Source organism: Phyllobacterium sp. NPDC097923 (assembly GCF_044760925.1).
GTDB classification, from domain to species: domain Bacteria; phylum Pseudomonadota; class Alphaproteobacteria; order Rhizobiales; family Rhizobiaceae; genus Phyllobacterium; species Phyllobacterium calauticae.
The window spans coordinates 1,650,164-1,675,545 of the sequence record NZ_JBIWBL010000001.1 but is presented as its reverse complement, the minus strand read 5'-3'; the positions used below and the strand labels follow the sequence as shown (position 1 = coordinate 1,675,545).

Here is a 25,382-nt window from a genome sequence, read left to right as displayed (position 1 = left end):
ATGCCGGAAATGGCTTACAAAGATCCAGAAAACACGATCCTGCTCGAAACCACCAAGGGCAATGTCGTCATCGAACTTTACCCCGATCTCGCACCTGGCCATGTCGAGCGCATCAAGGAACTGGCACGCGAAGGCGCCTATGACGGTGTCGTCTTCCACCGCGTCATCGATGGTTTCATGGCGCAGACCGGCGACGTGAAGTTCGGCAAGAAGGGCGGTTCGTCCTTCAATCCGTCGCGTGCGGGCATGGGCGGTTCGGAAAAGCCGGACCTGAAGGCAGAGTTCTCCAACGCCAATCACGGCCGCGGCGCTTGCTCGATGGCCCGTTCGCAGAACCCGAATTCGGCCAATTCCCAGTTCTTCATCTGCTTCGACGATGCGGGCTTCCTCAATCGCCAGTACACGGTTTGGGGCCAGGTCATCGAAGGCATGGACAATGTCGACAAGATCAAGCGCGGCGAGCCCGTGCAGGATCCGGATTCGATCGTTTCCATGCGCGTTGCCGCAGACGCCGAATAAGATCGCATTGACAGACCATGCGTGTTGATCTTTTCGATTTTGATCTGCCGGAAGAAAACATCGCATTGAGACCTGCAGAGCCGCGCGATTCAGCGCGGCTTTTGCTTGTGAAAGCGGACAGTTCCGGATTTGACGACAGTACCGTTCGCAATCTCGGCGATTTTCTGCGCCCTGGCGATGCTCTTGTTTTCAATGATACCAAAGTGATACCCGCACAGCTTGAAGGGTTTCGCGAGCGCAAGGGTGTAAAGGCTCAGATCAGTGCGACGCTGCATATGCGGGCGGGACCGGATCGCTGGAAAGCCTTCCTGCGCCCGGCAAAACGCATCAAGCAGGGCGAGAGGATCGATTTCGGTCACGGCAACAATGCCTGCCTGCTCGGATCGTTGCAGGCCACTGTCGCCGAAAAGGGTGACGCCGGCGAAGTCCTGCTGGTGTTTGATTTCAGCGGCGCCGATCTTGATCAGGCCATTGCCGCGGTCGGGCATATCCCGCTGCCGCCCTATATAGCCTCCAAGCGGGCGGAAGATGGCCGCGACAAGGAGGATTACCAGACCGTCTATGCCCGCGAGGAAGGTGCCGTTGCCGCACCCACGGCGGGACTGCATTTTACCCCTGATTTGCTGGACGATCTGAAAAAGCGCGGCATCGAAGAGCATTTCGTCACGCTGCATGTGGGCGCGGGCACGTTCCTGCCTGTCAAGGCGGACGATACGGCAGACCACAAGATGCATGCGGAAATCGGCCATGTGGACCAGAAGACGGCGGATGCACTCAATGCCGTGAAGGCGCGGGGCGGCCGTATCGTCAGCGTCGGCACGACCTCGCTGCGTCTGCTGGAAAGCGCGACGGGCGAAGATGGCGTTATCCGGGCATGGTCGGGCCCGACGGATATTTTCATCACGCCGGGTTACAGGTTCCGGGCGGTTGACCTGCTGATGACCAATTTCCACCTGCCGAAATCGACACTGTTCATGCTGGTGTCGGCCTTCAGCGGCTTCGAGCGCATGCATGCGGCCTATGCCCATGCGATCAAAAATCACTACCGCTTCTATTCCTATGGCGATGCAAGCCTGTTATGGCGATCCGCATCATGACAGAAAATTTTGAATTCAAACTGATCGCAACCGATGGCAAGGCCCGGCGCGGTGAAATCACCATGCCGCGCGGCACTGTCCGCACGCCCGCCTTTATGCCCGTCGGCACGGCGGGCACGGTCAAGGCCATGTATATGGATCAGGTTGCCGAACTCGGTGCCGATATCATTCTCGGCAATACCTATCACCTGATGCTGCGCCCGAGCGCCGAACGGATTGCAAAACTCGGCGGACTGCACGATTTTGCCCGCTGGCCTGGGCCGATCCTGACGGATTCCGGCGGTTTCCAGGTCATGTCCCTGGCGCAACTGCGCAAGCTCGACGAAAAGGGCGTGACTTTCCGCTCGCATATCGACGGGCGTGCCCATGAGATGAGCCCGGAACGCTCGATTGAAATCCAGGGGCTGCTCGACTCCGATATCCAGATGCAGCTGGATGAATGCGTTGCCCTGCCTTCAACACCGAAAGACATCCAGCGCGCCATGGAACTGTCGCTGCGCTGGGCGGAACGCTGCAAGACGGCGTTCGGCAACCAGCCGGGGAAAGCCATGTTCGGTATCGTGCAGGGCGGCGATGTGCCGGATCTGCGCATCCGCTCGGCGCAGGCTTTGAAGGCGATGGATCTGAAGGGATATGCCGTCGGCGGTCTCGCTGTCGGCGAACCGCAGGAGGTCATGCTCGACATGCTGGATGTGACCTGTCCAGAGCTTCCAGAAGAAAAGCCGCGCTATCTGATGGGTGTAGGCACACCCGACGACATCCTGAAATCCGTGGCGCGCGGCATCGACATGTTCGATTGCGTGATGCCGACACGGGCGGGCCGGCATGGCTTGGCCTTTACCCGCCGCGGCAAGGTCAATCTGCGCAATGCGCGCCATGCGGATGATCCGCGTCCGCTCGATGAGGAATCCTCATGCCCGGCCGCACGCGATTACAGCCGCGCCTATCTGCATCATCTGGTCAAATCGGGTGAAGCGCTGGGCGGCATGTTGCTGACGTGGAACAATCTGGCCTATTACCAGCAGCATATGCAAGGTATCCGCGATGCCATCGAAGCAAAACGCTTTGATGCTTTCAGCGCGGAAACCCAAGCCGCCTGGGCCGAGGGCGACATCAAGCCCTATGCCTGATCAGCCATTTGCAGGCTGGGACGGCTTGTCGGGATCGCACGGCGCGAAGAGCTGACGCAGGCCGTCAATGGCAGCGATCTGGTCTTCGTGGGTGAGGGTGTCCATATCCAGCAGTTTCAAACTGCGCAAACCCTCGATGGTCAGGAACGCGATGAGGGCCATGGTCGGGTCCTCCGAGTTCTCCTTCATGCGGTCCAGCAATTGCTTGTTGTAGCGGCGGATCGGATCAATGAAGCTTGGATCATTGGCAATGGCTGCCAGAATGCCCGACGGCTCCGGCTCGTTGAGCACGAATTCAGCGCGATAGACCTCGATGCAGGCCTGAACCACACTGTTCACCTTGTGGTTGCGGCGTGCTTCCTGCATGCGCAGCGATTCGTCGAATTCAGCGACGTGGTGTTCGACCAGCGCTTCCAGAAGCTTGGCTTTGGTCGGGAAGGTGTAGAGCAGGCCGCCCTTCGACAGCCCGGCGCGCCGTGCGACGGCATCAAGGGAGAGATGGACCGGACCAACCTCCATGGCAATTTCCGCAGCAGCCTGCAGAATCTTATCTTTGGTGGTGAGTGTGGCCGCCCGCATTCCGTTCCTTTTTCTACAACTTTGCGTCCATAAGGGATTCCGCTTCTATTGACTTTACCGTCCGGACGGTACAGTAAAGTGCGCGTGGCAATCAAGTCCACATCACGTTATTCTCATTTGACAGGCTAGCAACAAACTTTGCTGGCCATTGTTTTGTTGCGGAGCGGTTCCTGATGATTAAGCGCTACATTCTACCCGTGATCATTCTCATTTTGGTCGTGGTGCTTGCCGGAGGGCTGGTCTGGTTCAACTTTTTCCGCGATGGAATGATCAAGCAGTTCTTCGCGACCATGCAGCAGCCGGCGCAATCCGTCTCGACCTATACGGTCGAGCCCGCCGTCTGGACGCCGAATATCGAAGCCATCGGTACTGTCAGCGCCATCCAGGGTGTCGAGCTGGCCGTGGAAGTTGCGGGTATCGTCAAGGACATCCCGTTCACAGCCAACGATATCGTCGAGAAGGGCGCACCGCTGCTGCAGCTGGATGACGCCATCGAAAAGGCCGATATCGTCGCCGCCAAGGCGCAGGATGTGCTGAACGACCAGACATTGGCGCGTGCCCGCACCTTGAATACACGCGGTGTCGGCGCGGAATCCAATGTGGATACGGCGCAGGCAGCATCGCTGGCCAAGAAGGCTGAAATTGCCAAGCTGGAAGCTGTCATGGAGCAGAAGCTGCTCAAGGCACCGTTCAAGGGTACGGTCGGTATTCCGCGCATCGAGCTTGGCCAGTATCTGTCGCCGGGCACGGTCGTCGTGTCGCTGCAGGACCTGTCCACCATGCGTGTGGATTTCACCGTCAACGAACAGAATCTCAATCTGATCAAGATCGGCCAGCTGATCAAGCTCAGCCTTTCGGATGCAGATCAGCCCTATGAAGGCCAGATCACGGCGATCGAACCGCGTATTGATCCGTCGACGCGCCTGGTGTCGGTGCGTGCGAAAGTCGATAATCCCGAAGGCAAGTTGCGGCCCGGCCAGTTCGCGCAGGTTCGTGTCGAGCTTCCCAAGGAAGAAGGCGTATTCACCTTGCCGCAGACGGCGCTCGTCTCCAGCCTTTACGGCGACTACATCTATGTCGTTCGCCCGGCACCCGACGCAGCCAAGCCGGCAGATGCGGCCAAGCCAGCAACGGATGCGGCCAAGCCTGCCGATGCGGCGAAGCCTGCTGCCGCGGGCGCGACTGCAGAGAAGAAAGAGCCCAAGCTTGTCGTTGCACAGGTTTTCGTCAAGCCCGGCCGCCGTTCCGGCCTTCTGGTTGAAGTCACCAAGGGTCTGAACAAAGGCGACATCGTTGTAACGGCCGGTCAGAACCGCCTTAACGCCGGTTCGGTGGTCACAATCGCCAATGACGTGAACCCAGCAAATACAACCGATTCAGGACTGCCCAAGAAATGAATTTTTCAGAAGTTTTCATTCGCCGCCCCGTTCTATCGACGGTTGTCGCTTTGATGATCATTCTGCTTGGCGCGCAGGGTTTGACGAATCTTTCGATTCGCCAATATCCGAAGGTCGAGGAAACGGCCATCACCGTTACAACGGCCTATGCTGGGGCAAGTGCCGATCTTATTCAGGGATTCATCTCTGCGCCCATCGCCAATGCGGTGACCACGACGGAAAACATCGACTACGTGACGTCATCGTCGTCGCCGTCTTCGAGCACCGTCACCGTTCACATGAAGCTTGGCTCCAATCCTGATGCGGCTTTGACCGAGGTCATTTCCAAGGTCAACCAGGTGCGCGGCAATCTGCCCAAGGAGGCGGACGACCCTGTCATCACCAAGGGCACGGGGCAGAATTTTGCGACGATGTACCTCGCCGTGCAGAACCCGAACATGACGAGCGAGCAGATCACCGAATATCTGCAGCGCGTCATCCAGCCGCGCATGTCGACCATTCAGGGCGTTGCCAACGCGCAGATCCTGGGCGGTCAGGTTTTCTCGATGCGCGTCTGGATCGATCCGGTTAAGATGGCGGCGCATACCACGACGGCTTCGGAAGTATTGGCTGCCATCAATCAGTCCAACTTCCTGTCGGCGCCGGGCAAGGTGCAGAACCTGTACACCGCTTCGCCGATCACGCTGAAGACCACATTGCAGACGCCAGAGGCATTCGGTGCCCTGCCGATCAAATCTGACGCCAAGAGCATCGTGCGGTTGCGCGATATCGCGCGGATCGAGCTTGGCGCGGTGAGCACGGATACGCGCGTGACCTTCAACGGCTCGAGCGGTACGTTTATCGGCATTTTCCCGACACCTTCGGCGAACCCGCTGGATATGACGGCGGCCGTGCGCAAGGAATTGCCGGCGATCCAGGCAACTCTGCCCGATGGCATGACCATGATCATGCTTTACGATTCGACGGAACAGATCAGTTCGTCGGTCGATGAAGTGTACAAGACCATCGGTGAAGCCGTGCTCATCGTTGTTCTGGTGATCCTTCTCTTCCTTGGTTCGTTCCGCTCCGTCATCATTCCGGTCGTCACGATTCCGATTTCGCTGGTCGGCGTGTGCTTCTTCCTGTTCCTGCTGGGCTATTCGATCAACCTTCTCTCCCTGCTGGCGATGGTTCTGGCCATCGGTCTCGTCGTGGACGACGCGATCGTTGTTCTGGAAAACATCCATCGCCACATCGAAGAGGGGCTGAAGCCGCTCGATGCCTCGCTCAAGGGCATGAAGGAAATCACCGGGCCGATCATCGCGATGACGATCACGCTTGCTGCCGTGTTCGCACCGCTCGGTTTTACCGCCGGTCTTACCGGGGCGCTGTTCCGCGAGTTCGCCTTTACGCTCGCCGGTGCGGTTATCATTTCCGGTGTCGCGGCTTTGACGGTTTCGCCGATGATGTGCGCGCTGCTGCTGAAACCCGGCAATCACAGCCGTTTCCAGCGCATCGTGGACAGAAGCTTCGGCTGGCTTGAAGGTGTCTATGAACGGCGCGTTGCCGGGTCGTTGGCCTTCCGGCCGGTGACATTGCTGATCGTTATCATTCTGGTGGCTTTGACAGGATTTCTGTTTACCAAAACGGCATCCGAACTGGCACCGGAAGAAGATGGCGGCTTCCTCGTCTCGCTGGTCAATGCCCCGCAATATGCAACGACCGACTATACGCTGCTCTATGCCAACCAGATCGATGCGCTGACGAAGGATCTGCCGGAGCTCAAGGCCCGCTTCAACATTGCCGGCCTTGGCACGACGAATTCCGCTTTCGCCATCTGGGTCTTCAAGGATTGGTCACAGCGCACCAAGTCGCAGAAGCAGCTTCAGCAGGAACTGCAGAAGATGATTGCTCCGGTGGCGGGTGCGCAGGCCTATATCTTTGCCCTGCCGACCCTTCCGGGCAGCGGCGGCGGCTTGCCGATCTCCGTGGTTCTTCAATCAACCGGTCCGTCGGACAAGGTGTTTGAAATCGCCGAAGAGGTAAAGCGGCAGGCTCAGGCGTCCGGCAAGTTCATTGTCGTGCAGAATTCCCTGTCCTTCAATGCACCGCAGACGACGGTAACGATCGATCGTGACCGTGCGGCGGCTCTTGGCGTGCCGGTGAGTGACATCGGCCAGACGCTTGGATTGCTGGTCGGTGGCGGCAAGATTGCCAAGTTCGACCGCGATTCCAACAGCTATGACATCATTCCGCAGGTGCCGCAGGATTTCAGATCGAATCCTGAAAACCTCGGCCAGTATTTTGTCAAAAGCGCCTCGGGTGACATGGTGCCTTTGTCGGCCGTGGTCAAAATCGTGCAGAATGCGGCTCCGGCAGCCATCGAGCAGTTCAACCAGTTGAATTCTGCGACGATCAGTGCCTTGCCGATGCCGGGCGTCTCCACAGGTGAAGGCCTGCAGACGGTCATCAATACGGCACGTCCTTTGATGCCGGATGGGTTCTTCCTCGATTACATCGGCCAGTCGCGTCTGGAAATCACCCAGGGCAACACGATCCTCATTGCCTTCATTCTGGCGGTTGTCGTGATTTACCTGGTGCTTGCCGCGCAGTTCGAAAGCTTCCGCGATCCGTTCATCATCATGATGTCGGTGCCCTTGTCGATCTTCGGTGCGATTGTTCCGTTGAACATGGGGCTGGGAACGCTGAACATCTACACGCAGGTGGGGCTGATCACACTGGTCGGGCTGATTACCAAGCACGGCATTCTCATGGTGGAATTTGCCAACCAGCAGCGGGAACTGCATGGGATATCGCGGCATGATGCGATCATTCTGGCTGCCAAGACCCGTCTTCGCCCGATCCTGATGACGACGGCCGCCATGGCACTCGGCGTTATCCCGCTGATCACGGCGACCGGTGCGGGTGCGGCAGCCCGTTACTCCATCGGCCTGGTGATTTTCTCCGGCATTCTGGTCGGCACGATCTTCACGCTCTTCGTGGTGCCGATGTTCTACACCTTCATTTCGCACAGGGATCACGCGGCTGAGCCAACTGCGGCGCCTGAGCCGAACGGGGATGCGCAATTCGGCCGTACCTGACCGGTTGAACGCTGCACAACAAAAAGCCTCCGAACCTTGCCGGTTCGGAGGCTTTGTCGTTTCAAATAGCTGGTATCGTCAGGCTCGCTTAACGGCGCGAAGAATGATGAGGAGGATGACAGCGCCGATTGTCGCCGAAATAACGGCGCCCAGAATTCCGGCACCCAGCGATATGCCCAGACGCGGCAGGAGATATCCCGCTATGAATGCGCCGATAACGCCGATGATCAGATCGCCGATGAGGCCAAAGCCGCCCCCGCTGACAAGCTGACTCGCCAGCCACCCAGCGATCAGTCCCACTAACAGGAAAATAAGAAGTGATTCTCCACCCATAGTCGTCTCTCCACATGCCGGTTGCGTTACGATGGTCCTGCAGACCGTGGATGCCGCTCTTCATGGGCGATCCGGGATCGGCCGTAGAATCATCACAAGGATTTTACGATGGGAAATCTGTTTTGGATAATAAAACTTGTATGGATGGCGATCAAACACCGCAATATATAGTGCATTGAAGCAATCTGACGGGCGGCCAAGGCACTATCACCCGGAAATCATTGCGCTTCTTGCGGTTTCAGCAAAATTTGGGAAGAAGCGGAGAAACGCTTGAAAAAGCTATGCCGGCTATGGTTTCCCACGACCGGCATAGTTGCAGGCAATTCAAGAATTGCGGGCCAGGAAGATTACATTTTCTTGGCAGGGGCCTTCTTGGCAGCGGCCTTCTTGTGGGTCTTGTGCTTGTGGGTCTTCTTAACAGCATGCTTCTTTGCAGTGTGCTTGGTAGCAGCTGGTGCTGCTGCGGCTGCCGGTGCGGCAGCAGTGGCTGCGTTGGCGCTGGAAGCTGTCAGAACCGGAGCCGAAACAGCGAGAGCAACAGCAAGGCCGAGAGCTGTGTAGAGGGACTTTTTCATAGGTCAGTTTCCTTTTGATATGGGCTCATGGGACACAGTCGATCAGTCATCAATCGGCTGCACACCGAGCAGTTTCAACGCTTGTGCGAACGTTCTGATGCCTTGTGCCTGCTTGTTGCTTGCACAAAACCTTGTTGCCCTGCGTTGAAGTGCTCTCGCCTTGGCTGCCCGTTTTGCCTCGGCGTGTTCGGTGATGGCTTGTTGAGTTTGCAGCTGAAGTTTGCCGCAAAGCTCGGAACGGGTCAGCGTTTCATCGGCCATCGACAGGTCGACTGGCGCAGCGGCATACAGCACGCCGGTCAGAATGAGTGTCGATATGGTCAGGACGTTGCGCATAAAACCCTTTGGCGTTCGAAGTGTTGTCCTGTTCAGTGATTGCGAACAGGTTCGGTGTGCCTGTTATCGGGCATGACTATTGCGCGCGTTTTTCCGCTCTGTAGTGTTTTGTTTCTGGATTGTTTCTGAAAGCGGGAAGCGGCGGTAAATCGCCGGGAAGTGATGAGTGGCGGCTGGTCAATGCGGATTTCGGCCTTTATCTTGTTGCCGGATAATCAAAGCTAGTGGTCCGATTCTGACATTTGCATGTTCCGCGTGATGTCAAATGGGATGCGAATGTCAAATTCGTTCCACTAGGCCTGACACGTTGAAAGATTCGCATGAAATCTGAGCCGCATATCCTGATTGTCGACGATGACGATGCCATTCGCGATTTGCTGCACGAGTTTTTGAAAAAGCGCGGCATGCGTGTCTCCGTCGCCAGGGACAGTGAAGAGATGCAGGCCATCTTTTCGCGCACACCCGTCGACCTGCTCATTCTCGACGTGATGCTGCCGGGCAAGAGCGGCATGGAGATCTGCCGGGATATCCGCATGCACTCACGCGTGCCGATCATCATGCTGACGGCCATCACGGAAACCACGGACCGCGTCGTCGGGCTGGAGATGGGGGCGGATGACTATGTGTCGAAACCGTTCGATCCGCGCGAGCTGCTGGCACGGGTGAGGGCGGTTCTGCGCCGTCTGGACGGCCCGGGCCCGGACCGGCGGATCGAGCCGAAGGTTTACAAATTTGCCGGATGGACGATGGATTGTTCGCGCCGCCGGCTGGTGTCGCCCGACAATGTGCGGGTGGAACTGACCAGCGGCGAATTCAATCTGCTGGAAACGCTGGTCAAGAGTGCACAGCGCATGCTCAGCCGCGATCAGTTGATGGAGCTTGCGGGGAGCAACGTCGCTTACGGATATGATCGCAGTATCGATATTCTGATCAGCCGTCTGCGCCGCAAGATGGAAGACGATCCGCGGTCGCCGAAACTGATCCTGACCATTCGCGGCGGCGGTTATCAGTTTGTGCCGGAAGTCGTGGCGGAATGAAGCGGTTTCTGCCCCAGTCCCTGCCAAGCTGGATCCTGCTGATCCTGATTGCCGGACTGATCACCACGCAGATCGCGACGCTGTCCATCGTCTCGCGTGACCGCAGCGAAGGCAACAACATCCTTGAGCTGTTTCGCCTGAGCGAGCGGGCGTACACGCTGGTCAAGCTGCTCTACGCCGCGCCGCCGCCGGAGCGCACCCGGCTTGCCGGCGCCATGTCGAATGCGTCGAGCCCGCTCTATATGTCGGATGATCCGGCCGTGACATCGGCGATTGCGTCCGATGACAATCTGGCCGAGCTTGAAGACGTGCTTGTCGCGCGGTTTTCAGCCTTTGGCGTGACGGATGCGCGGGTTCGCCGCGAATCGCCCAACGCCACGCCGGAAACCGATTCGGATTCCAGCACACCTGGTGCGGATGTCGGCGTTGTCGAAAAGCAGCTGTCGGCGCTCGCGCAGGATTTCAGCAAGAGCGGCGGCCTGATCGCATCCATCGAATTCAGCGACGGCCAATGGCTGAACTTCGTGACGCCGGTTTCGCCCATCGATCCGATCCTCACCGTGCAGACGCTGCCATTGTTCGGCGCCGTCGCGGCCATTGTCATCATCTTGTCGATCTGGGCCATGCGCCGGCTGACGGCGCCGTATCGTGCATTGGAAAGCGCGGTCAAGCGCATCGGCGAGGATGTCAAAATTCCGCCTTTGCCGGAATTCGGCAGCACCGAGTACAAATCGGCGGCGCGCGCCGTCAATGCCATGCAGGCGCAACTGCGCGAATATGTGGCCGACCGTGAACAATTGGCGGCGGCGCTTGCCCATGATTTGCGCACGCCGTTGACCCGTATCCGCCTGCGGCTTGAATTGCTGCGCAAATCCCAGCTGCGCCAGTCGCTGATGCAGGATCTCAACGATATCGAGGCGATTTCCCGTTCGGTCATCGACTTTGCCACCTATGAAGTGGTCGATGAAGAACAGGAAAAGATCGATTTCTGGTCTCTGGTCGACTCAATTGTCGATAATTATCCGCAAGTGACGTTTGAAAAGAAAGGCATCGGCTCGCGCAAGCTCGTCTGCACCGGGCGGCCGATCGCTTTGCGCCGCTGTGTCACCAATCTGATCGACAATGCGGTGGCCTATGGCGAACGCGCCGATGTCAGTCTGAAGCTGGCCGGCAATGAGATTGTCCTGCTTATCAAGGATCACGGTCCCGGTATTCCGCAGGCCAAGCTGGACGAGGTGTTCCAGCCATTCCGCCGGGTGGAGGGGTCGCGCAACCGGCAAACGGGCGGGTTTGGTCTTGGCCTGACCATTGCCCGCAACATTGCCCGGCGCAGCGGCGGCGACATCAAGCTTGAAAACGATCCGGAGGGCGGATTGCGGGCGGAGCTGACAATTCCTCTGGCATCCTGACGTCTATTCCCCGGTCAGCACAAAGGACTGGATATCGTCAAAGACGGCGTTCCAGTCGCGGTCGCCGATCTCCATGAAGCCGAAGAAGCGCAGCATGAAAATGCCTTCCGTGGCGATGAAGGCGATGCGCGCGCGGCGGCCCGCTTCGGTTGACAGATCGAAATCCGCCATTCTGGTTTTGTACCAGGCGCGGGTGCTGGCAAGGTGCTCCGGCGTCTGGATCAGGGATGACATCAGGCTTGCCGCCTTGGCGTTGGAGCTTTCGTCGCCTTTGCGCGTGGCTTCCAGATGGGCGCGTATCGGCGAAACTGGGGTTCCCTGGGTGAGTTGCACGACCTCCGCATCATAGGCTTCACCCCAGCGTTCCAGCATCGCATCGATAAGGGCGCCCTTGGTGCCGAAGCAATATTGCACGCCGCCCTTGGTGATCCCGGCCGCTTTCGCCACCGCATCGATGGTGAGCGCCGCAGCGCCCACCTTGCTCACCACGGCTTCCGCCGCATCGAGAACCTTGCCCCGATCAATCGTGCGTTTCCGGCCCAAAACAGTCTTCCTCTTCCATTTCAATACGAACGTATTTATATATGCCACGATGCAGCGATACCCAATCAATGCATGACCGCAAATATAACGGGAGCGGCAAATGCTCCAATGGTGAAAAAATGCTACCCCAAAACCGCTGGCTGGTCCTTGCGATCGTCTCCAGCGCGCTGTTCCTCGTCGTCATCGACATGACAGTTCTCTACACGGCTCTGCCGCGTCTGACCCATGATCTTCATGCTTCGGCCTCGGCCAAGCTGTGGATCGTCAACGCCTATCCGCTGGTTGTCGCCGGCCTATTGCCCGGTGCCGGTGCGCTTGGCGATCGCATCGGCAACAAGAAATTGTTTGCCGGCGGTCTCGTCGTGTTCGGCCTTGCCTCGCTGGCAGCCGCATTTTCCCCGACAAGCGGGGTGCTCATCGCTTCGCGCGCCTTGCTGGCGGTTGGCGCAGCCATGATGATGCCGGCCACGCTTTCCATCGTCCGGCAGACCTTTGCCGATGAGCGGGAGCGCGCCTTTGCCATTGGCATCTGGGCGGCGATTGCATCGGGCGGCGCGGCCGTCGGCCCTGTGCTGGGCGGTGTCCTGCTCGAATATTTCTGGTGGGGCTCGGTTTTCCTGATCAACGTTCCTATCGTCGTCGTGGCGCTGGTTTTCACGCTGTGGATCATCCCGAACCGCGCGGGCGATACGACGCGCCCCTGGGATCTCGTGGCGTCCGCGCAGATCATGGTCGGGCTTGTCGGCGTGACCTATGCGATCAAGGAATTCGGCAAGCAAACACCGGTTTATGCCGCGGCACTGGTTGCTGCGATGATCGGCATCGTCTTCCTGTGGCTGTTTGTCCGGCGGCAGGGACGCTCGGCGCAACCGATGATCGATTTCAGATTGTTCCGGAACCGGAGATTCTCGTCGGGTGTCGCGACCGCCTTCATCGCCTCTCTCACGCTCGTGGGCATGGAGCTGGTGCTGAGCCAGCGATTTCAGCTGGTCATGGGCCTGTCGCCGCTCGAAGCAGGGCTTTTGATCCTGCCGGTGCCGCTCGCTGCCTTCGCAGCAGGTCCGCTGGCGGGCCTGGCGCTGCCGCGCCTTGGCTCGGAACCCATCATGTGGGCCAGTCTTGCAGCCGCTGGGCTCGGCGTTGCCAGCCTGCTCTACGTCCATGACGCAAGACCGCTCGTGCAGATCGCCAGCCTTGCCGTTCTCGGTTTTGGCTTCGGTGCGGCCATGACGGCGGCCTCGAGCGCCATCATGCTCAACACGCCGGAAGAAAGCGCCGGTACGGTGGCGTCGATTGAAGAAGTGTCCTACGAACTCGGCGGTGCCATGGGTGTCGCCTTGCTTGGCAGTCTCATGTCGACGATCTACAGCATCAGCCTGACGCTGCCTGACAGCATGAATGCGCCGGTGATGGTCTATGACAGCCTCGATGAGGCGTTGATCTATGCAAAGGGACTCGCACCGGACGTCGCACCCGCCCTGGTCGGCTTTGCCCGGGATGCGTTCGAAAGTGCGTTCACCTCGGTCATTCTCGTGGCTTCCGCCACGCTGATCCTCACGGCAACGGCAATCAAGCTGGCAACACGGGCAGGCAGAAGCTGATTTGCAGCGTTATGGCTGGACCACGGCCCACGCCGACGCGGTGTCATAGAAGAAACGTTCTTCGATGATGCGGTCACCCTGCCAGCGCTGCAGCGCGAGTTCTTCGAGACGCCGGGTCACGCCATCCTTGGATGTCGCGTCGAATATCCACTGAATGACGACGGTGTCGCCATCGATCAGGACGGCGTGGGCCGGGTGTGTATACATCCGGTCCAGCCGGTCGAGCGCGTTCTGTTCGTGCTTTTCAAGCAGCTCGCGGCCGCGGCGCGGTTCTTTGCCGGGCTCCTGCATGGAGGCATTTTCATGATAGAAATCGGTGATTGCTTTCACATGATCACCGCTGACGACAGTTGCAACAAAAGCATCGACGCGGCTGCGTTCCGGCATGGGGCTGTTCCTTCGATTGGATGATTTTTGCGGTGGCCGGCCCATGATACAGGTCCGGCTGCGCATAAACAAAGCTTGATTCAAATGATCGCGTGCGACAAGCCGCCATCCACCGGGATTGCCGCCCCGGTGACGTAGGAAGCCTTTTCGCTGGCGAGAAAGGCAGCCACGGCCCCGAACTCATCCGCCGTTCCATAGCGGCCGACAGGCACATCCGCCTGGCTCTCTGCGGCAATGACGGCGACGTCAACACCCCGTGCTTCGGCATCCATGCGATCCAGCATGTCGGTGCGTGCCGTGGCGAGGCGTCCCGCGAGCAGCAGATTGACCGTTATCCCATCGGCAGCGACTTCGCCGGCAAGGCTCTTTGCCCAGCCGGCAACGGCAGCGCGCAACGCGTTGGATGCGGTCAGGCCGGCAATCGGCTCCCGGACGCTGGTGGACGACACCACGAGGATGCGGCCCCAATGCCGCTCGCGCATCCCCGGCAGAAAATGCGCGGCGATACGCACGCCGGACAGGAACATGGCTTCGAACTGGGTGCGCCATTGGACAATATTCAGCGACGCCGCCGGAAACGGCGGCGGCCCGCCGCCATTCAGCAGCAGGATGTCGATGCCGCCCATCGCCTCATCAACACGGTCAAGCATGGCGGCCAAAGCCACCGGATCGGCAAGATCGGCGTTGAGGGCGAAGGAGCGGGGCGAATGCACGCGCAGCGCGCTTATCGTGGCGTTCAACGCCGCATCGTTCCGTCCGGCGATGGCGACAACCACGCCGTTTTCGGCCAGAGCGCTGGCGACGCCGCGGCCAAGCCCCTTATTGCCGCCGAGCACAAGCGCCCGTTTTCCTTCCAGTCCAAGGTTCATGGTAGAGTTCTCACTTTTTCAATGGGTTAGCGGACATGGATGATGGCATCGACTTCGACCGGAACATTCAGGGGCAGGCCCGCCATGCCAATCGCCGCGCGGGCATGCTTGCCCTTGTCTCCGAGTACCTTAAGCAACAGTTCGGATGCGCCGTTGCCGACGGTTGAATAATCGCTGAACCCGGCGACGGCGTTTACATAAACCGTGATTTTAGCCACCTGGACAACCCGGCTCAGGTCTCCATCCAATTCCCTGCTCAACCAGAATAGGATGTTGGCAGCGCACATCGCAGCCGCCTGTTTTGCCTCTTCGAGACTGATCGTTTCGCCGACTTTGCCGGTGTAGGCGATGTCTTCTCCCACCTCGGGTATCTGGCCGGAGATATAGACGACATTGTCGATGCGGATCGCCGGTGCGAACGGAAAATCGGCCGGTGCGATATCCGGCCAGGTCAGGCCGGCCTGTTCAAAACGGTCACGGAAACTCGTCAAGGCAATCTCCTTCTGCTGGGGAGCATTCCTTGCCATGCTTGGTAGAGATAATGTATCTTGATATTGCTTATATCGATATAAGGTTTTTTGATGGACATGAATCTTGATCCGCACCTGTTGCGAGCGCTGCTCGTGGTTGCCGAAACGGGTACCGTCAGCGGTGCGGCGGAGAAACTGGCGCGTACCCAGGCAGCGGTCAGCATGCAGCTCAAGCGGCTGGAGGCGGATCTCGGCACGCAGCTTCTCAAGCGTTCGTCACGCGGTGTGTCACTGACCGATTCAGGTGAAATTCTCGTCGCTTACGCCCGCAAGCTCATTGCGCTTGGCCAAGATGCGCGTCAGCAGATCGAGGGACGCCAGCTGGTCGGGCGGGTGAGGCTCGGGCTGATTGAAGATCTTGTCGTTACACGGTTGCCCATTCTGCTGGCGGAATTTCGCAAGAGATTTCCGCAAGTGGAACTTGATCTCGTCACGGCGCACAGCGGCGAACTCAGCCAAAGTCTCCAGTCGGGCAAGCTGGATATTGTTGTTGCCGATCCATCGCGCTTTTCGTTTGCGCCGTTTTTTCACTGGTCGCGGCAACTGGTCTGGAGCGGCAGCCGTTTGATCGATGTCGGTGAGGGCGATCCCATCCCCCTCATCGTCTTCGAAGGCTCCTGCACCTGGCAGGACAAGACAACAGTGGCGTTCGCCAGTGCCGGGGTCGCATGGTCCGTGGCGTGCCGGGTCTCGAGCTATGGTGCGCTCATCGGCGCGTTGCGTGCCGGACTTGGCTATAGTCTCATGTTGCCGGAAAGCCTGCCGCCCGACTGCGAAACCATTGACAGCGGCCGCAATCTGCCGGCGGCGCCAAGTGCCGATTTCGGACTGTTTGTCGGCAAGGACCCATCCAACATCGTGCGGGAACTCGGGGTGTTTTTGCGGGAAAAACTGGTGTCCTGACTCCCGCAGTCAGGACACTCCCGTCTTGGGATATGTTATTTCGCGGCCGGCTTGAGCGAACCGATGATTGCCAGGAGTTCGGGGGCGTGTTTTTCCTGTGTGCCCTTGGAACCCCAATAGGTGATGACAAGGAGCTTGTCCGGTGTGGGCGCGGCAAATGACAATCCGATGTTCACGGCGCCTTCCTTGTCCGTGCCGCTCCAGTCCAGATTGGTCATGTCCATTCCGTTGATCTGGTCCGTTGAGGTCTTCTTGGTGGAGTCATCGATCTTCACGCCGTTTTCCGTCAGAAAATCGATGGCATCACTGATCACCTTGTCGGATGTTTTGGCATCGGCCACATCGACGGAGAGATAGATGGCCGAATCATCGGATGTGGCGTCGATCCCACCTTCGGTTTCCTTGGGTCCCCAGCTATTCGGGATGGTGATCGACGCAACCGGCGCCTCGCTCGGAAATGTGAGGGTCGCGGCGGGCGCTGCAGCAGGCGCCAGTGCGATCATGGTCGCCAGCAAAATTTTCTTCATATGAATTCCCCTTGGGTTGTAACGCAGAGCATTGCGAATTGCGGACTATTCCCAATTCGCTTTTTTCTTTCAGGTTTTCTAGGTATATTAGAAGTATATCTGCGGATTATTGCATATATATGAACAATAACAATGGTAATTCCTGGTAATTTTCACCAAGAACAAAAAATTTATTTCTGCGTATGTTAAATATCACCCCTGAGATTGAATATTGATCTTCAGAAGAAGCGGAGCGTTCAAAACATCTTTCGATAAACTACAAAGCCGGAATGGTCCGCCACTTTGTTGTAGAGTTCCATGGCGGTGTGATTGGTCTCGTGGGTGAGCCAATAAACACGAGGGGACCCTGCAAGCTGCGCCCGTTCGTAAACGCCGTTGATCAGGGCTCTGCCGACGCCCTTTCCCCGTGCCGCCTCGTTGGTGAACAGGTCTTGCAGATAGCAGTTTGGTGCAATCGAAATGGTGCTGCGGTGAAAGATGTAGTGCGTCAGCCCCAGGAGCTGTCCGCCGCTCTCCGCAACAAGGGCATTGACCGGCTCATAGGCATCGAAGAATCGCTCCCACGTTGTGCGGGTGATGTCCGCCGCCAGCGCTGTCGGGCCCGACCGTCCGTAAAACGCATTGTAACCATCCCAAAGTGGCAGCCACTGGTCATAATCCTGACGGGTAACGGGGCGAACGAGAAGATCGTTGGTCATGTGTTCATCCTGCATTCTCGGGGAAAGTGTGGGGGCGGTCGGCTGGAAGGAAGCTAAAACACGAAACGGCCCGGGGACAATGGGTATTTCAGATATTTTTGGTGTTGCCGGCGCGCGGGGCAGGCACGCGTACCGGCGATGGTTTTATTGATCTTGGCCAGAACAGCCTGCTCTCGCCCTCATATATTCTGACGCCGCTTGATCGTCATCAGGCGTTCGTAGAGTTTCAGACGTTTTGGCCGCCTCCTGCGGATCGACAGGAGGGAGCCGGACAGGAGAGCCGGCTGCAGGCAGACGGAATTGAGATGGATGAGCTTTTCACCGCGAATCGTCCAGGTGTGGAGAAATGGTACCGTCGCATCGCCTTCATGCATCTTGAGATGAACGAGTGCGTGTACTTCGTCATCCTGGCAATTCAGGGTTTCATAGACGACGGATGTCGGTTCGAGGTAGAGCGAATACTGGCGCACGCATGTGCTCAGATAGTGTTCCGGGCCGGTGTAAACGCCGCCCCATGGCACGCTGTCGCCGATGCGGGCCACGAAATCGCTGTCAAGCAAGGGGGCCATGGATTGCGGCCCGTCGCTGCGTGTTTTTTCGTAGACGAGCCGGATCAGGGCTCTGTTCTTGTCCTTGATGTTTCCGTTCATTTTTTGTTTTGGTCCCCACGGCACCGCTTGTTGACGGTTCCGGCCCAATCTTACTGCGGTCTGATCGACGGGTATAGGCCCACGACTGTCCCTGTCGGGCGCTTGGACGGCCGATTGGCGATTGGCAGATGTGAATGGTTGAGCTGATGGTGAGCGCGCGGGGGTTCGAACCCCGGACCTACTGATTAAAAGTCAGTTGCTCTACCGGCTGAGCTACGCGCTCCCACGCAGGGAAGGCGCTTGCGCTACCCCTTGGGAATTGCGGCGGAACATAGGGATGACATCGGCATTGGTCAACAGCTATTCTGCACTGTTTTTGCAAGATTAAGCCCTGCTTTTGCCCTGTCCACGGTTTTTCCGGGCATCGGAGGCATTTTACGCGGGGTTAGCGCTGCCGGTGGCGACAATCACAGCGCATCCGTGTGCCGAACTGGCGAAAAGGTGATTGGAATTTGTAGGGGATTCGGCCTATGGCAGCTTCCATCAGAATTGAAATGCCAAACGAGGAGCGCATATGGCGCTTGATGTATCCTATCTGACCGCTGCCGGTGCCGGTGCGCTGTCGTTCTTATCTCCCTGTGTATTGCCGCTGGTGCCGCCTTATCTCTGCTACATGGCCGGCGTGACGGTGGAGGATTTCCGTTCCGATCAGCCTGCTGCCCGCGTTTCACCGGTGCGGCAGGCGCTGTTGCTTTCATCCTTCTGTTTCGTTCTCGGGTTTTCGACTGTTTTCGTGCTGCTGGGGGCGGGCGCCTCGACGATTGGCGGGCTGCTGCGCATGTGGCAGCAGGAGATCGCCATTGCCGCCGGTGTCGTCATCATCCTGATGGGGCTGAATTTCCTTGGCGTGTTCCGCCTTGCCTTCCTGTCGCGCGAAGCGCGGTTCCAGACCAGGGGCAAGCCGGCAAACCCGCTGGCAGCCTATGTCATGGGACTGGCCTTCGCCTTCGGCTGGACGCCCTGCATCGGGCCGGTTCTCGGGCCAATCCTCGCCCTTGCGGGCGGCCGCGATACGGTTTCCGATGGGGCACTGCTGCTTGCCATCTATTCGCTGGGCCTCGGCATTCCCTTTATCATTGCCGCCCTGTTTTCCGGCTACTTCATGCGGTTCCTCACGCGCTTCCGCATGCATCTCGGCAAGGTGGAAAAGGTGATGGGCGGGCTGCTGGTCATCACCGGCGTGTTGTTCCTGACCGGCGGATTGCAGACATTCTCTTTCTGGCTGCTTGAAACATTTCCCATCCTTGGCCAACTCGGCTAAAGAAGCGGAACTTGTTCATGCATTGGCAACCGGGATTATGCCACGATCGGGCGTAAAACTGTGTCGAGCCAAAACGGATCCGGAATTCTGACAATGACATCACGTACCTGCCTCTCGGTCATTCTTGCCGCCGGTGAGGGCACGCGCATGAAATCAGCGCTGCCGAAAGTGCTTCATCCGATCGCCGGTCTGCCCATCGTAGCGCATGTGGCAAAGGCGGTTCACAGCGCCGGGGGCAGCGATATCGCCCTGGTTGTCGGCCGCGGCGCCGATGCGGTGCGTGACGCGGTGCAATCGGTGGTTTCCCATGTCACGGTGCACGAACAGACTGAACGGCTCGGCACCGCCCACGCGGTTCTCGCTGCCCGCGATGCGATCGCGCGCGGCTATGACGATATCCTTGTGGTGTTCGGCGATACGCCCCTCATTGAAACTGCCGCCTTGGATCGGGCACGGGCCAAATTGGCCAGGGGTGCCGATGTCGTTGTCATGGGCTTCCGGCCGGACAATCCGGCGGGGTATGGCCGGCTGATCGAAAAGGGCGGCAAGCTGATCGCCATCCGCGAAGACAAGGATGCCAGCGAAGACGAGAAAAAAATCGGTTTCTGCAATGGCGGCCTGATGGCCTTGCACGGCGACAGTGCCCTGCAGCTCCTGGACAAGGTCACCAATGCCAATGCCAAGGGCGAATATTATCTGACGGACGTGGTTGAAATCGGCAATGCACTGGGAAAATCCGTCGTTGCCATCGATATTGCCGTCGACAATGTCATCGGCATCAACACCCGCGTCGAGCTGGCGGAAGCCGAAGCCATCTGGCAGAACCGCAAGCGGCGGGCAATGATGCTCGCTGGCGTTAGTATGCAGGCGCCGGAGACCGTGTTTTTTGCCCACGACACGTTGATTGAAGCCGATGCGGTGCTGGAACCGCATATTGTCTTCGGTTTGGGGGTGTCGGTTGCGACAGGCGCCGTCATTCACGCCTTTTCCCATCTGGAACGGGCGAAGGTGGGGCCGGGTGCCAATGTCGGCCCGTTCGCCCGGCTGCGTCCGGGCGCCGATCTTGCTGCCAATGCCAAGGTTGGAAATTTCGTCGAGGTCAAGAACACCAGGATCGGCGTCGGCGCAAAGGTCAGCCATTTGACCTATCTCGGTGATGCCACGGTCGGTGCCGATGCCAATATTGGTGCCGGAACGATCACCTGCAATTATGACGGCTACAACAAGGCTTTGACGGAGATCGGGGTCGGTGCTTTTATCGGCTCCAACACGTCGCTGGTCGCGCCGGTGTCGGTGGGCGACAATGCCTATGTCGCTTCGGGCAGCGTGATTACGCAGAATGTCCCGGCGGATGCGCTGGCGTTCGGCCGGGCGCATCAGGTCAACAAGGAAGGCCGGGCGGTTCAGCTGCGCGCAGGCTATGCCGCGCAGAAAAAGGCCAAGAAGGCTGCGGAATAACGCATTGGCAGTTCGTGCCAGACATTGAAACGGAATTTGACTTCCTGCCGGTACGGATTCCCTCTAGGCAGGTTGAAATCGAGACCCTGAGCCATCGGAGCTTTTTATGTGCGGTATTGTAGGAATTATCGGACGCGAGCAGGTTGCGCCTTTGCTGGTGGACGCGCTGAAACGCTTGGAATATCGCGGTTATGATTCCGCCGGTGTTGCAACGCTGGACGAGGGTGTCCTCGACCGGCGGCGCGCCGAAGGCAAGCTCGTCAATCTCGATACGCTGCTGAAGGACCAGCCGCTTTCCGGAACCATCGGCATCGGCCACACCCGCTGGGCCACGCATGGAGCGCCGACGGTGCGCAATGCGCACCCGCATACCACGCCGCGTCTTGCGGTTATTCACAACGGCATTATCGAGAATTTTGCCGAACTGCGCAGCATGCTGGAAAAAGACGGCTACGTCTTCGAGACCGAAACCGATACGGAGACGGTCGCGCACCTGGTGACGCGTGCGCTGGATCGCGGTCTTGCGCCCGTTGAAGCCGTTCGCCAGACTTTGCCGCAGCTGCGCGGTGCCTTTGCCATTGCCATCATGTTCAAGGGCGAAGACGACCTGCTGATTGCGGCGCGCAACGGTCCGCCGCTTGCGGTCGGTTATGGTGACGGCGAGATGTATCTGGGCTCGGATGCCATTGCGCTTGCCCCGTTCACCGACCGCCTGTCCTATCTGGAAGACGGCGATTGGGCCGTGCTGACGCGCAAGGGTGTGGTGATCTATGACGAGGCCGGTGCAACCGTGCAGCGCCGCATCGAAAAATCAGCCGGTACGGCGTTCCTCGTCAGCAAAGGCAATCACCGGCACTTCATGGAAAAGGAAATCCATGAACAGCCCGAAGTGATTTCTCATACGCTGGCCAATTATCTCGATTTTTCCAAGGGCATTATCCGCAGCGATGCGGCACCCGTCGATTTTGCCAGGGTCGACCGGATTGCAGCCTCCGCCTGCGGAACGGCTTACTATGCCGGACTGATCGGCAAATACTGGTTCGAGCAGATCGCGCGGCTTCCCGTCGATATCGATGTGGCCTCGGAATTCCGCTATCGTGAAATGCCCCTGTCCAAGGACAGCCTTGCGCTGTTTGTCTCCCAGTCCGGCGAAACCGCCGATACGCTGGCGTCGCTGCGCTACTGCAAGCAGCAGGGATTGACCATCAGTTCTGTGGTCAATGTGCGGGAATCGACCATGGCGCGCGAGTCGGACACCATCTTCCCGACCTTGGCCGGTCCGGAAGTCGGCGTTGCCTCCACCAAGGCGTTCACCTGCCAGTTGTCGGTGCTCGCGTCGCTTGCGGTTATTGCCGGCAAGATGCGCGGGACCATTTCGGAAGAAGACGAGCGCCGTCTGGTGCATGAACTCTCCGAAATTCCGCGCTATGCGACACAGGCCCTGAAGCTCGAGCAGCAGATGGAGGCGATCAGCCGCGATCTCTCGCAGGTGAAGCATGCGCTTTATCTCGGCCGCGGCACGAGTTTCCCGCTGGCGCTGGAAGGCGCGCTGAAGCTGAAGGAAATTTCCTATATTCATGCGGAGGGGTATGCGGCGGGCGAGTTGAAACATGGCCCGATCGCGCTGATCGATGAATCCATGCCGGTCATCGTCATTGCCCCCTATGACCACTGGTTTGAAAAAACCGTATCGAACATGCAGGAAGTGGCAGCGCGCGGCGGCAAGATCATCCTGATCACCGATGAGCGCGGCGCGGCGGCAAGCACGCTGAAAACCATGCATACGGTCATTCTGCCGGATATGCCCGAAATCATCACGCCGATCATCTATGCGCTGCCGATCCAGATGCTGGCTTACTACACGGCGGTGTTCATGGGAACGGACGTGGATCAGCCGCGCAATCTGGCAAAATCGGTCACGGTGGAATAGTTCATCCGGCGCGGAGCAGCCGGACGGCTTCATCGCGCTCGAAGAGATAGAGCAGGACGCGCAAGGCTTCGCCACGCGCGCTCTGCAGTTCCGGATCGCGCCCGAGAATATAGCGCGCATCCTTTCTGGCGATTTCGAGAAGCTCCTGATGCGCCTCGATGCTGGCGAGGCGAAAACCCGGCGTGCCGGATTGGCGGGTGCCCAGCAATTCGCCTTCGCCGCGCAGCTTCAGGTCTTCCTCGGCAATGCGGAAACCGTCTTCCGTCTCGCGCATGATTTCCAGGCGCGCCCGTGCCACTTCGCCGAGCGGGCCCTTGTAAAGCAGCAGGCAGGTTGACGGCTTGTCGCCGCGCCCGACACGCCCGCGCAGCTGATGCAGCTGGGCAAGACCGAACCGCTCGGCATGTTCGATCACGATGATCGTTGCATCGGGCACATCCACACCGACTTCGATGACTGTGGTTGCAATCAGCAGGCGTGTCTCGCCATTCTTGAAGGCCAGCATGGCGGCGTCTTTTTCCGGCCCCGTCATGCGGCCATGGACAAGGCCGATCTGATTACCCAGCAAGGGCTGCAGCGACTGGAAACGCTCTTCAGCCGAAACCAGGTCGACCAGTTCCGATTCCTCGACCAGCGGGCAGATCCAGTAGATTTTCTGCCCGTCGGCGATGGCGCGGCGCATGCGGTCGACCAGCTCGCTCAAGCGCTCCATCGGCAGGATGGCAGTGGTAATTGGTCGGCGCCCGGCGGGTTTTTCTGTCAGTTTCGACACATCCATATCGCCGAAAGCGGTCAGAACCAGCGTGCGCGGAATGGGCGTCGCTGTCATGACCAGCATATCCGGTGCAGATCCCTTGGACTGAAGCAGCAGCCGTTGATGCACGCCGAACCGATGTTGTTCATCAATGATTACAAAGACAAGGTCGTGGTAGTTCACCTTTTCCTGAAAGAGCGCATGCGTGCCGATGACGATGTGGATAGCGCCAGAACGCAGGCCATCAAGAATGTCTTCACGCTCGCGACCCTTTTCCCGGCCGGTCAGCAGGGCTGTCCGCAGGCCCGCCTTGGCCGCAAGCGGCGCAATGGTGGCATAGTGCTGCCGGGCCAGAACTTCCGTGGGCACCATCAGCGCGGATTGTCCGCCGGATTCGGCGGCGTGCGCCATGGCCAAAAGGCCGACGATGGTTTTACCGGATCCGACGTCACCCTGCAGCAGTCTGAGCATCCGTTCCGGCTGGCGCAGATCGGCGATGATTTCCTTGATCGCCTGCTGCTGGCTGCCCGTCAGATCATAGGGCAAGGCCGCGATGACCCTGGCTTTCAGGCTGCCGTCGCCCTCCAGCTTGCGGCCGGACAACCGGCGGGTTTTCAGGCGCACAAGCGCGAGAGCCAGCTGACCTGCCAAAAACTCGTCATAGGCAAGCCGCTGGCGCGCGGGATGATCCAGTGCGATATCGGAAGGGTCCTGCGGCCGATGAATCGTTTCAAGCGCCTGCCGGTGCGTGGGAAACGCGTGTTTTGCCAGCACGGGCGCTTCGATCCACTCAGGCAATTCCGGTGTGCGTGCCAGCGCTTCGTGTATGCCGCGTGCCAGGACCTTGGGCGACAGGCCCGCCGTCAGCGGATAAACCGGTTCGACCAGCGGCAGCGACGCTGCATCGGCGATGCTGGCGATATGGTCGGGGTGAACCATGGTCGGACGGCCGTTGAACCATTCCATGCGGCCGGAAACGATGACCGTTTCACCCACGGGCAGAGTGTTTTCAAGCCACGCCTTTTTGGCATGAAAGAAAACAAGCCCTATTTCCCCTGTATCGTCATGGGCAAAAACCCGGTGCGGCAAGTTGCTTCGCCCGCTTGGTGCCGGCTGATGGCGGTCGACACGCAGTTCCAGCGTGACGATGGCGCCTTCCGGTGCATGGGCGATGCCGGGACGATTGCGCCGGTCGATGACACTGTTGGGCGGCAGGTAGACCAGATTGCCGACGCGCGGTTCGGTTCCGGGTGGCTGCGTTCCCAGCAGCGTGGCAAGCAGATCAGTCACTTTCGGCCCGATGCCGGGCAGCGAGCGAACAGAAGCAAAAAGGGGATCGAGCAGTGAAGGACGCATTCCCTAGGTTTAACGTCTTCAAAGCGTGTTGCAAGGCTGACAGCGGCGCCAATGCGCGCTATACCCAGCCGCAATCCTTTGGCTTCCCGACCATCGAAGCCTTTTCACGATATTTCAAGGGAGACTGTCCATGACCGGAAGCAGTCGTTCAACAGTTGATCTGCCGCCAAGACAGCGCAAAATCCTCTTCCGTTCCTGGCATCGCGGCATGCGCGAGATGGATCTGATTCTCGGACAGTTTGCCGATGCGCACATCGAAAGCCTGACGGAGGCGGAACTCGACCAGTATGAAGCGCTGATGGAAGCGCTCGACCGCGACCTGCTGAAATGGGTTACAGGGGAAGCCGAGGTTCCCGAAGAATTCGATACGCCGATCTTTCACAGGATTCTGGCTTCCCGCAACGCAATGAAATTCTGATTCGA

General features: G+C 58.9%; 25 protein-coding genes and 1 tRNA gene. 13 read left to right on the top strand and 13 right to left on the bottom strand.

The genetic code is table 11. The features are described from left to right. The first annotated feature begins 9 nt into the window (after positions 1–9). From ACIQWS_RS08490 to tgt, 3 genes are read left to right on the top strand one after another with little or no spacing between them, the layout of a single operon-like run. Positions 10–519, top strand: a complete 510-nt coding sequence (locus ACIQWS_RS08490; protein ID WP_199537961.1) for a peptidylprolyl isomerase — start codon at positions 10–12, stop codon at positions 517–519. A gap of 17 nt (positions 520–536) precedes the next feature. Further along, positions 537–1,616 carry a tRNA preQ1(34) S-adenosylmethionine ribosyltransferase-isomerase QueA gene (queA, locus tag ACIQWS_RS08485; RefSeq protein ID WP_403174668.1) on the top strand — a complete coding sequence of 360 codons (1,080 nt, stop codon included), beginning with the start codon at positions 537–539 and terminating at the stop codon, positions 1,614–1,616. Continuing rightward, positions 1,613–2,746: a tRNA guanosine(34) transglycosylase Tgt gene (gene tgt, locus ACIQWS_RS08480; RefSeq protein WP_346305530.1), complete on the top strand. Its 1,134-nt coding sequence runs from the start codon at positions 1,613–1,615 to the stop codon at positions 2,744–2,746. Before queA ends, tgt begins: the two co-directional genes overlap by 4 nt. Here tgt and ACIQWS_RS08475 read toward each other — a convergent pair whose 3' ends face one another. Then, positions 2,747–3,325 (bottom strand): TetR/AcrR family transcriptional regulator, encoded by a 579-nt coding sequence (locus ACIQWS_RS08475; RefSeq protein WP_346305531.1) that lies wholly within the window; start codon positions 3,323–3,325, stop codon positions 2,747–2,749. 173 nt (positions 3,326–3,498) lie between these two features. Between ACIQWS_RS08475 and ACIQWS_RS08470 the strand changes: the two genes are divergently transcribed. Beyond that, positions 3,499–4,722: an efflux RND transporter periplasmic adaptor subunit gene (locus ACIQWS_RS08470; protein WP_403174652.1), complete on the top strand. Its 1,224-nt coding sequence runs from the start codon at positions 3,499–3,501 to the stop codon at positions 4,720–4,722. After that, the gene (locus ACIQWS_RS08465; RefSeq protein WP_403174647.1) at positions 4,719–7,802 is read left to right on the top strand and encodes an efflux RND transporter permease subunit; all 3,084 of its coding nucleotides are present in this window, start codon (positions 4,719–4,721) and stop codon (positions 7,800–7,802) included. The genes ACIQWS_RS08470 and ACIQWS_RS08465 overlap by 4 nt, the downstream gene beginning before the upstream one ends. Positions 7,803–7,880: 78 nt before the next feature. Here the strand turns inward: ACIQWS_RS08465 and ACIQWS_RS08460 are convergent, their stop codons facing one another. From ACIQWS_RS08460 to ACIQWS_RS08450, 3 genes are all read right to left on the bottom strand, one after another. Further along, positions 7,881–8,135 carry a GlsB/YeaQ/YmgE family stress response membrane protein gene (locus ACIQWS_RS08460; RefSeq protein ID WP_105732726.1) on the bottom strand — a complete coding sequence of 85 codons (255 nt, stop codon included), beginning with the start codon at positions 8,133–8,135 and terminating at the stop codon, positions 7,881–7,883. A 347-nt stretch (positions 8,136–8,482) separates the two neighbouring features. Next, entirely contained in the window at positions 8,483–8,710 is a 228-nt protein-coding gene (locus tag ACIQWS_RS08455; protein WP_403174638.1) for a hypothetical protein, read from the bottom strand. Between the two features lie 42 nt (positions 8,711–8,752). Beyond that, a complete protein-coding gene (locus ACIQWS_RS08450) occupies positions 8,753–9,046 on the bottom strand; it encodes a hypothetical protein (RefSeq protein ID WP_403174634.1) in 294 nt (97 codons plus the stop codon). 320 nt (positions 9,047–9,366) lie between these two features. Between ACIQWS_RS08450 and ACIQWS_RS08445 the strand changes: the two genes are divergently transcribed. Continuing rightward, complete coding sequence (locus ACIQWS_RS08445; protein ID WP_403174630.1) at positions 9,367–10,083, top strand: response regulator; 717 nt, start codon at positions 9,367–9,369, stop codon at positions 10,081–10,083. Further along, positions 10,080–11,492 (top strand): ATP-binding protein, encoded by a 1,413-nt coding sequence (locus ACIQWS_RS08440; RefSeq protein ID WP_403174623.1) that lies wholly within the window; start codon positions 10,080–10,082, stop codon positions 11,490–11,492. Before ACIQWS_RS08445 ends, ACIQWS_RS08440 begins: the two co-directional genes overlap by 4 nt. A 3-nt stretch (positions 11,493–11,495) precedes the next feature. Here ACIQWS_RS08440 and ACIQWS_RS08435 read toward each other — a convergent pair whose 3' ends face one another. Next, complete coding sequence (locus tag ACIQWS_RS08435) at positions 11,496–12,035, bottom strand: TetR/AcrR family transcriptional regulator (protein ID WP_288191571.1); 540 nt, start codon at positions 12,033–12,035, stop codon at positions 11,496–11,498. 119 nt (positions 12,036–12,154) lie between these two features. Here ACIQWS_RS08435 and ACIQWS_RS08430 point away from each other — a divergent pair, with 119 nt between their 5' ends. Beyond that, positions 12,155–13,636 carry an MFS transporter gene (locus ACIQWS_RS08430; RefSeq protein ID WP_403174617.1) on the top strand — a complete coding sequence of 494 codons (1,482 nt, stop codon included), beginning with the start codon at positions 12,155–12,157 and terminating at the stop codon, positions 13,634–13,636. Between the two features lie 9 nt (positions 13,637–13,645). Here the strand turns inward: ACIQWS_RS08430 and ACIQWS_RS08425 are convergent, their stop codons facing one another. The 3 genes from ACIQWS_RS08425 to ACIQWS_RS08415 all read right to left on the bottom strand — a co-directional run bounded on the left by ACIQWS_RS08425 (position 13,646) and on the right by ACIQWS_RS08415 (position 15,383). Next, the gene (locus tag ACIQWS_RS08425; protein WP_403174609.1) at positions 13,646–14,023 is read right to left on the bottom strand and encodes a nuclear transport factor 2 family protein; all 378 of its coding nucleotides are present in this window, start codon (positions 14,021–14,023) and stop codon (positions 13,646–13,648) included. A gap of 80 nt (positions 14,024–14,103) precedes the next feature. Then, positions 14,104–14,892, bottom strand: coding sequence for an SDR family oxidoreductase (locus ACIQWS_RS08420; protein ID WP_403174603.1), 789 nt, complete (start codon positions 14,890–14,892; stop codon positions 14,104–14,106). A gap of 26 nt (positions 14,893–14,918) precedes the next feature. Further along, a complete protein-coding gene (locus ACIQWS_RS08415) occupies positions 14,919–15,383 on the bottom strand; it encodes a RidA family protein (protein ID WP_346305121.1) in 465 nt (154 codons plus the stop codon). A 90-nt stretch (positions 15,384–15,473) separates the two neighbouring features. Between ACIQWS_RS08415 and ACIQWS_RS08410 the strand changes: the two genes are divergently transcribed. Further along, positions 15,474–16,325: a LysR family transcriptional regulator gene (locus ACIQWS_RS08410; protein WP_346305122.1), complete on the top strand. Its 852-nt coding sequence runs from the start codon at positions 15,474–15,476 to the stop codon at positions 16,323–16,325. A gap of 35 nt (positions 16,326–16,360) precedes the next feature. Here the strand turns inward: ACIQWS_RS08410 and ACIQWS_RS08405 are convergent, their stop codons facing one another. The 4 genes from ACIQWS_RS08405 to ACIQWS_RS08390 form a co-directional block, all read right to left on the bottom strand. After that, positions 16,361–16,852, bottom strand: a complete 492-nt coding sequence (locus ACIQWS_RS08405) for a histidine kinase (protein ID WP_223613306.1) — start codon at positions 16,850–16,852, stop codon at positions 16,361–16,363. A 236-nt stretch (positions 16,853–17,088) separates the two neighbouring features. Then, the gene (locus ACIQWS_RS08400) at positions 17,089–17,550 is read right to left on the bottom strand and encodes a GNAT family N-acetyltransferase (RefSeq protein WP_223613307.1); all 462 of its coding nucleotides are present in this window, start codon (positions 17,548–17,550) and stop codon (positions 17,089–17,091) included. 179 nt (positions 17,551–17,729) lie between these two features. After that, positions 17,730–18,200: a hypothetical protein gene (locus ACIQWS_RS08395; RefSeq protein WP_223613308.1), complete on the bottom strand. Its 471-nt coding sequence runs from the start codon at positions 18,198–18,200 to the stop codon at positions 17,730–17,732. Between the two features lie 147 nt (positions 18,201–18,347). Further along, positions 18,348–18,423 (bottom strand) — tRNA-Lys (locus tag ACIQWS_RS08390). Positions 18,424–18,714: 291 nt separating this feature from the next. Here ACIQWS_RS08390 and ACIQWS_RS08385 point away from each other — a divergent pair. The 3 genes from ACIQWS_RS08385 to glmS all read left to right on the top strand — a co-directional run bounded on the left by ACIQWS_RS08385 (position 18,715) and on the right by glmS (position 22,849). Next, the gene (locus ACIQWS_RS08385) at positions 18,715–19,461 is read left to right on the top strand and encodes a cytochrome c biogenesis CcdA family protein (RefSeq protein ID WP_403174586.1); all 747 of its coding nucleotides are present in this window, start codon (positions 18,715–18,717) and stop codon (positions 19,459–19,461) included. Between the two features lie 93 nt (positions 19,462–19,554). Further along, a complete protein-coding gene (gene glmU / locus ACIQWS_RS08380; protein WP_346305534.1) occupies positions 19,555–20,919 on the top strand; it encodes a bifunctional UDP-N-acetylglucosamine diphosphorylase/glucosamine-1-phosphate N-acetyltransferase GlmU in 1,365 nt (454 codons plus the stop codon). Between the two features lie 106 nt (positions 20,920–21,025). After that, positions 21,026–22,849, top strand: coding sequence for a glutamine--fructose-6-phosphate transaminase (isomerizing) (gene glmS, locus ACIQWS_RS08375; RefSeq protein ID WP_223613310.1), 1,824 nt, complete (start codon positions 21,026–21,028; stop codon positions 22,847–22,849). A 1-nt stretch (position 22,850) separates the two neighbouring features. On the opposite strand, the gene recG is transcribed toward glmS, so the two are convergent. Next, positions 22,851–24,959 carry an ATP-dependent DNA helicase RecG gene (gene recG / locus ACIQWS_RS08370; RefSeq protein ID WP_403174576.1) on the bottom strand — a complete coding sequence of 703 codons (2,109 nt, stop codon included), beginning with the start codon at positions 24,957–24,959 and terminating at the stop codon, positions 22,851–22,853. Positions 24,960–25,089: 130 nt separating this feature from the next. Between recG and ACIQWS_RS08365 the strand changes: the two genes are divergently transcribed. Next, the gene (locus tag ACIQWS_RS08365; protein ID WP_346307017.1) at positions 25,090–25,377 is read left to right on the top strand and encodes a succinate dehydrogenase assembly factor 2; all 288 of its coding nucleotides are present in this window, start codon (positions 25,090–25,092) and stop codon (positions 25,375–25,377) included. The last annotated feature ends 5 nt before the right edge of the window (positions 25,378–25,382 follow it).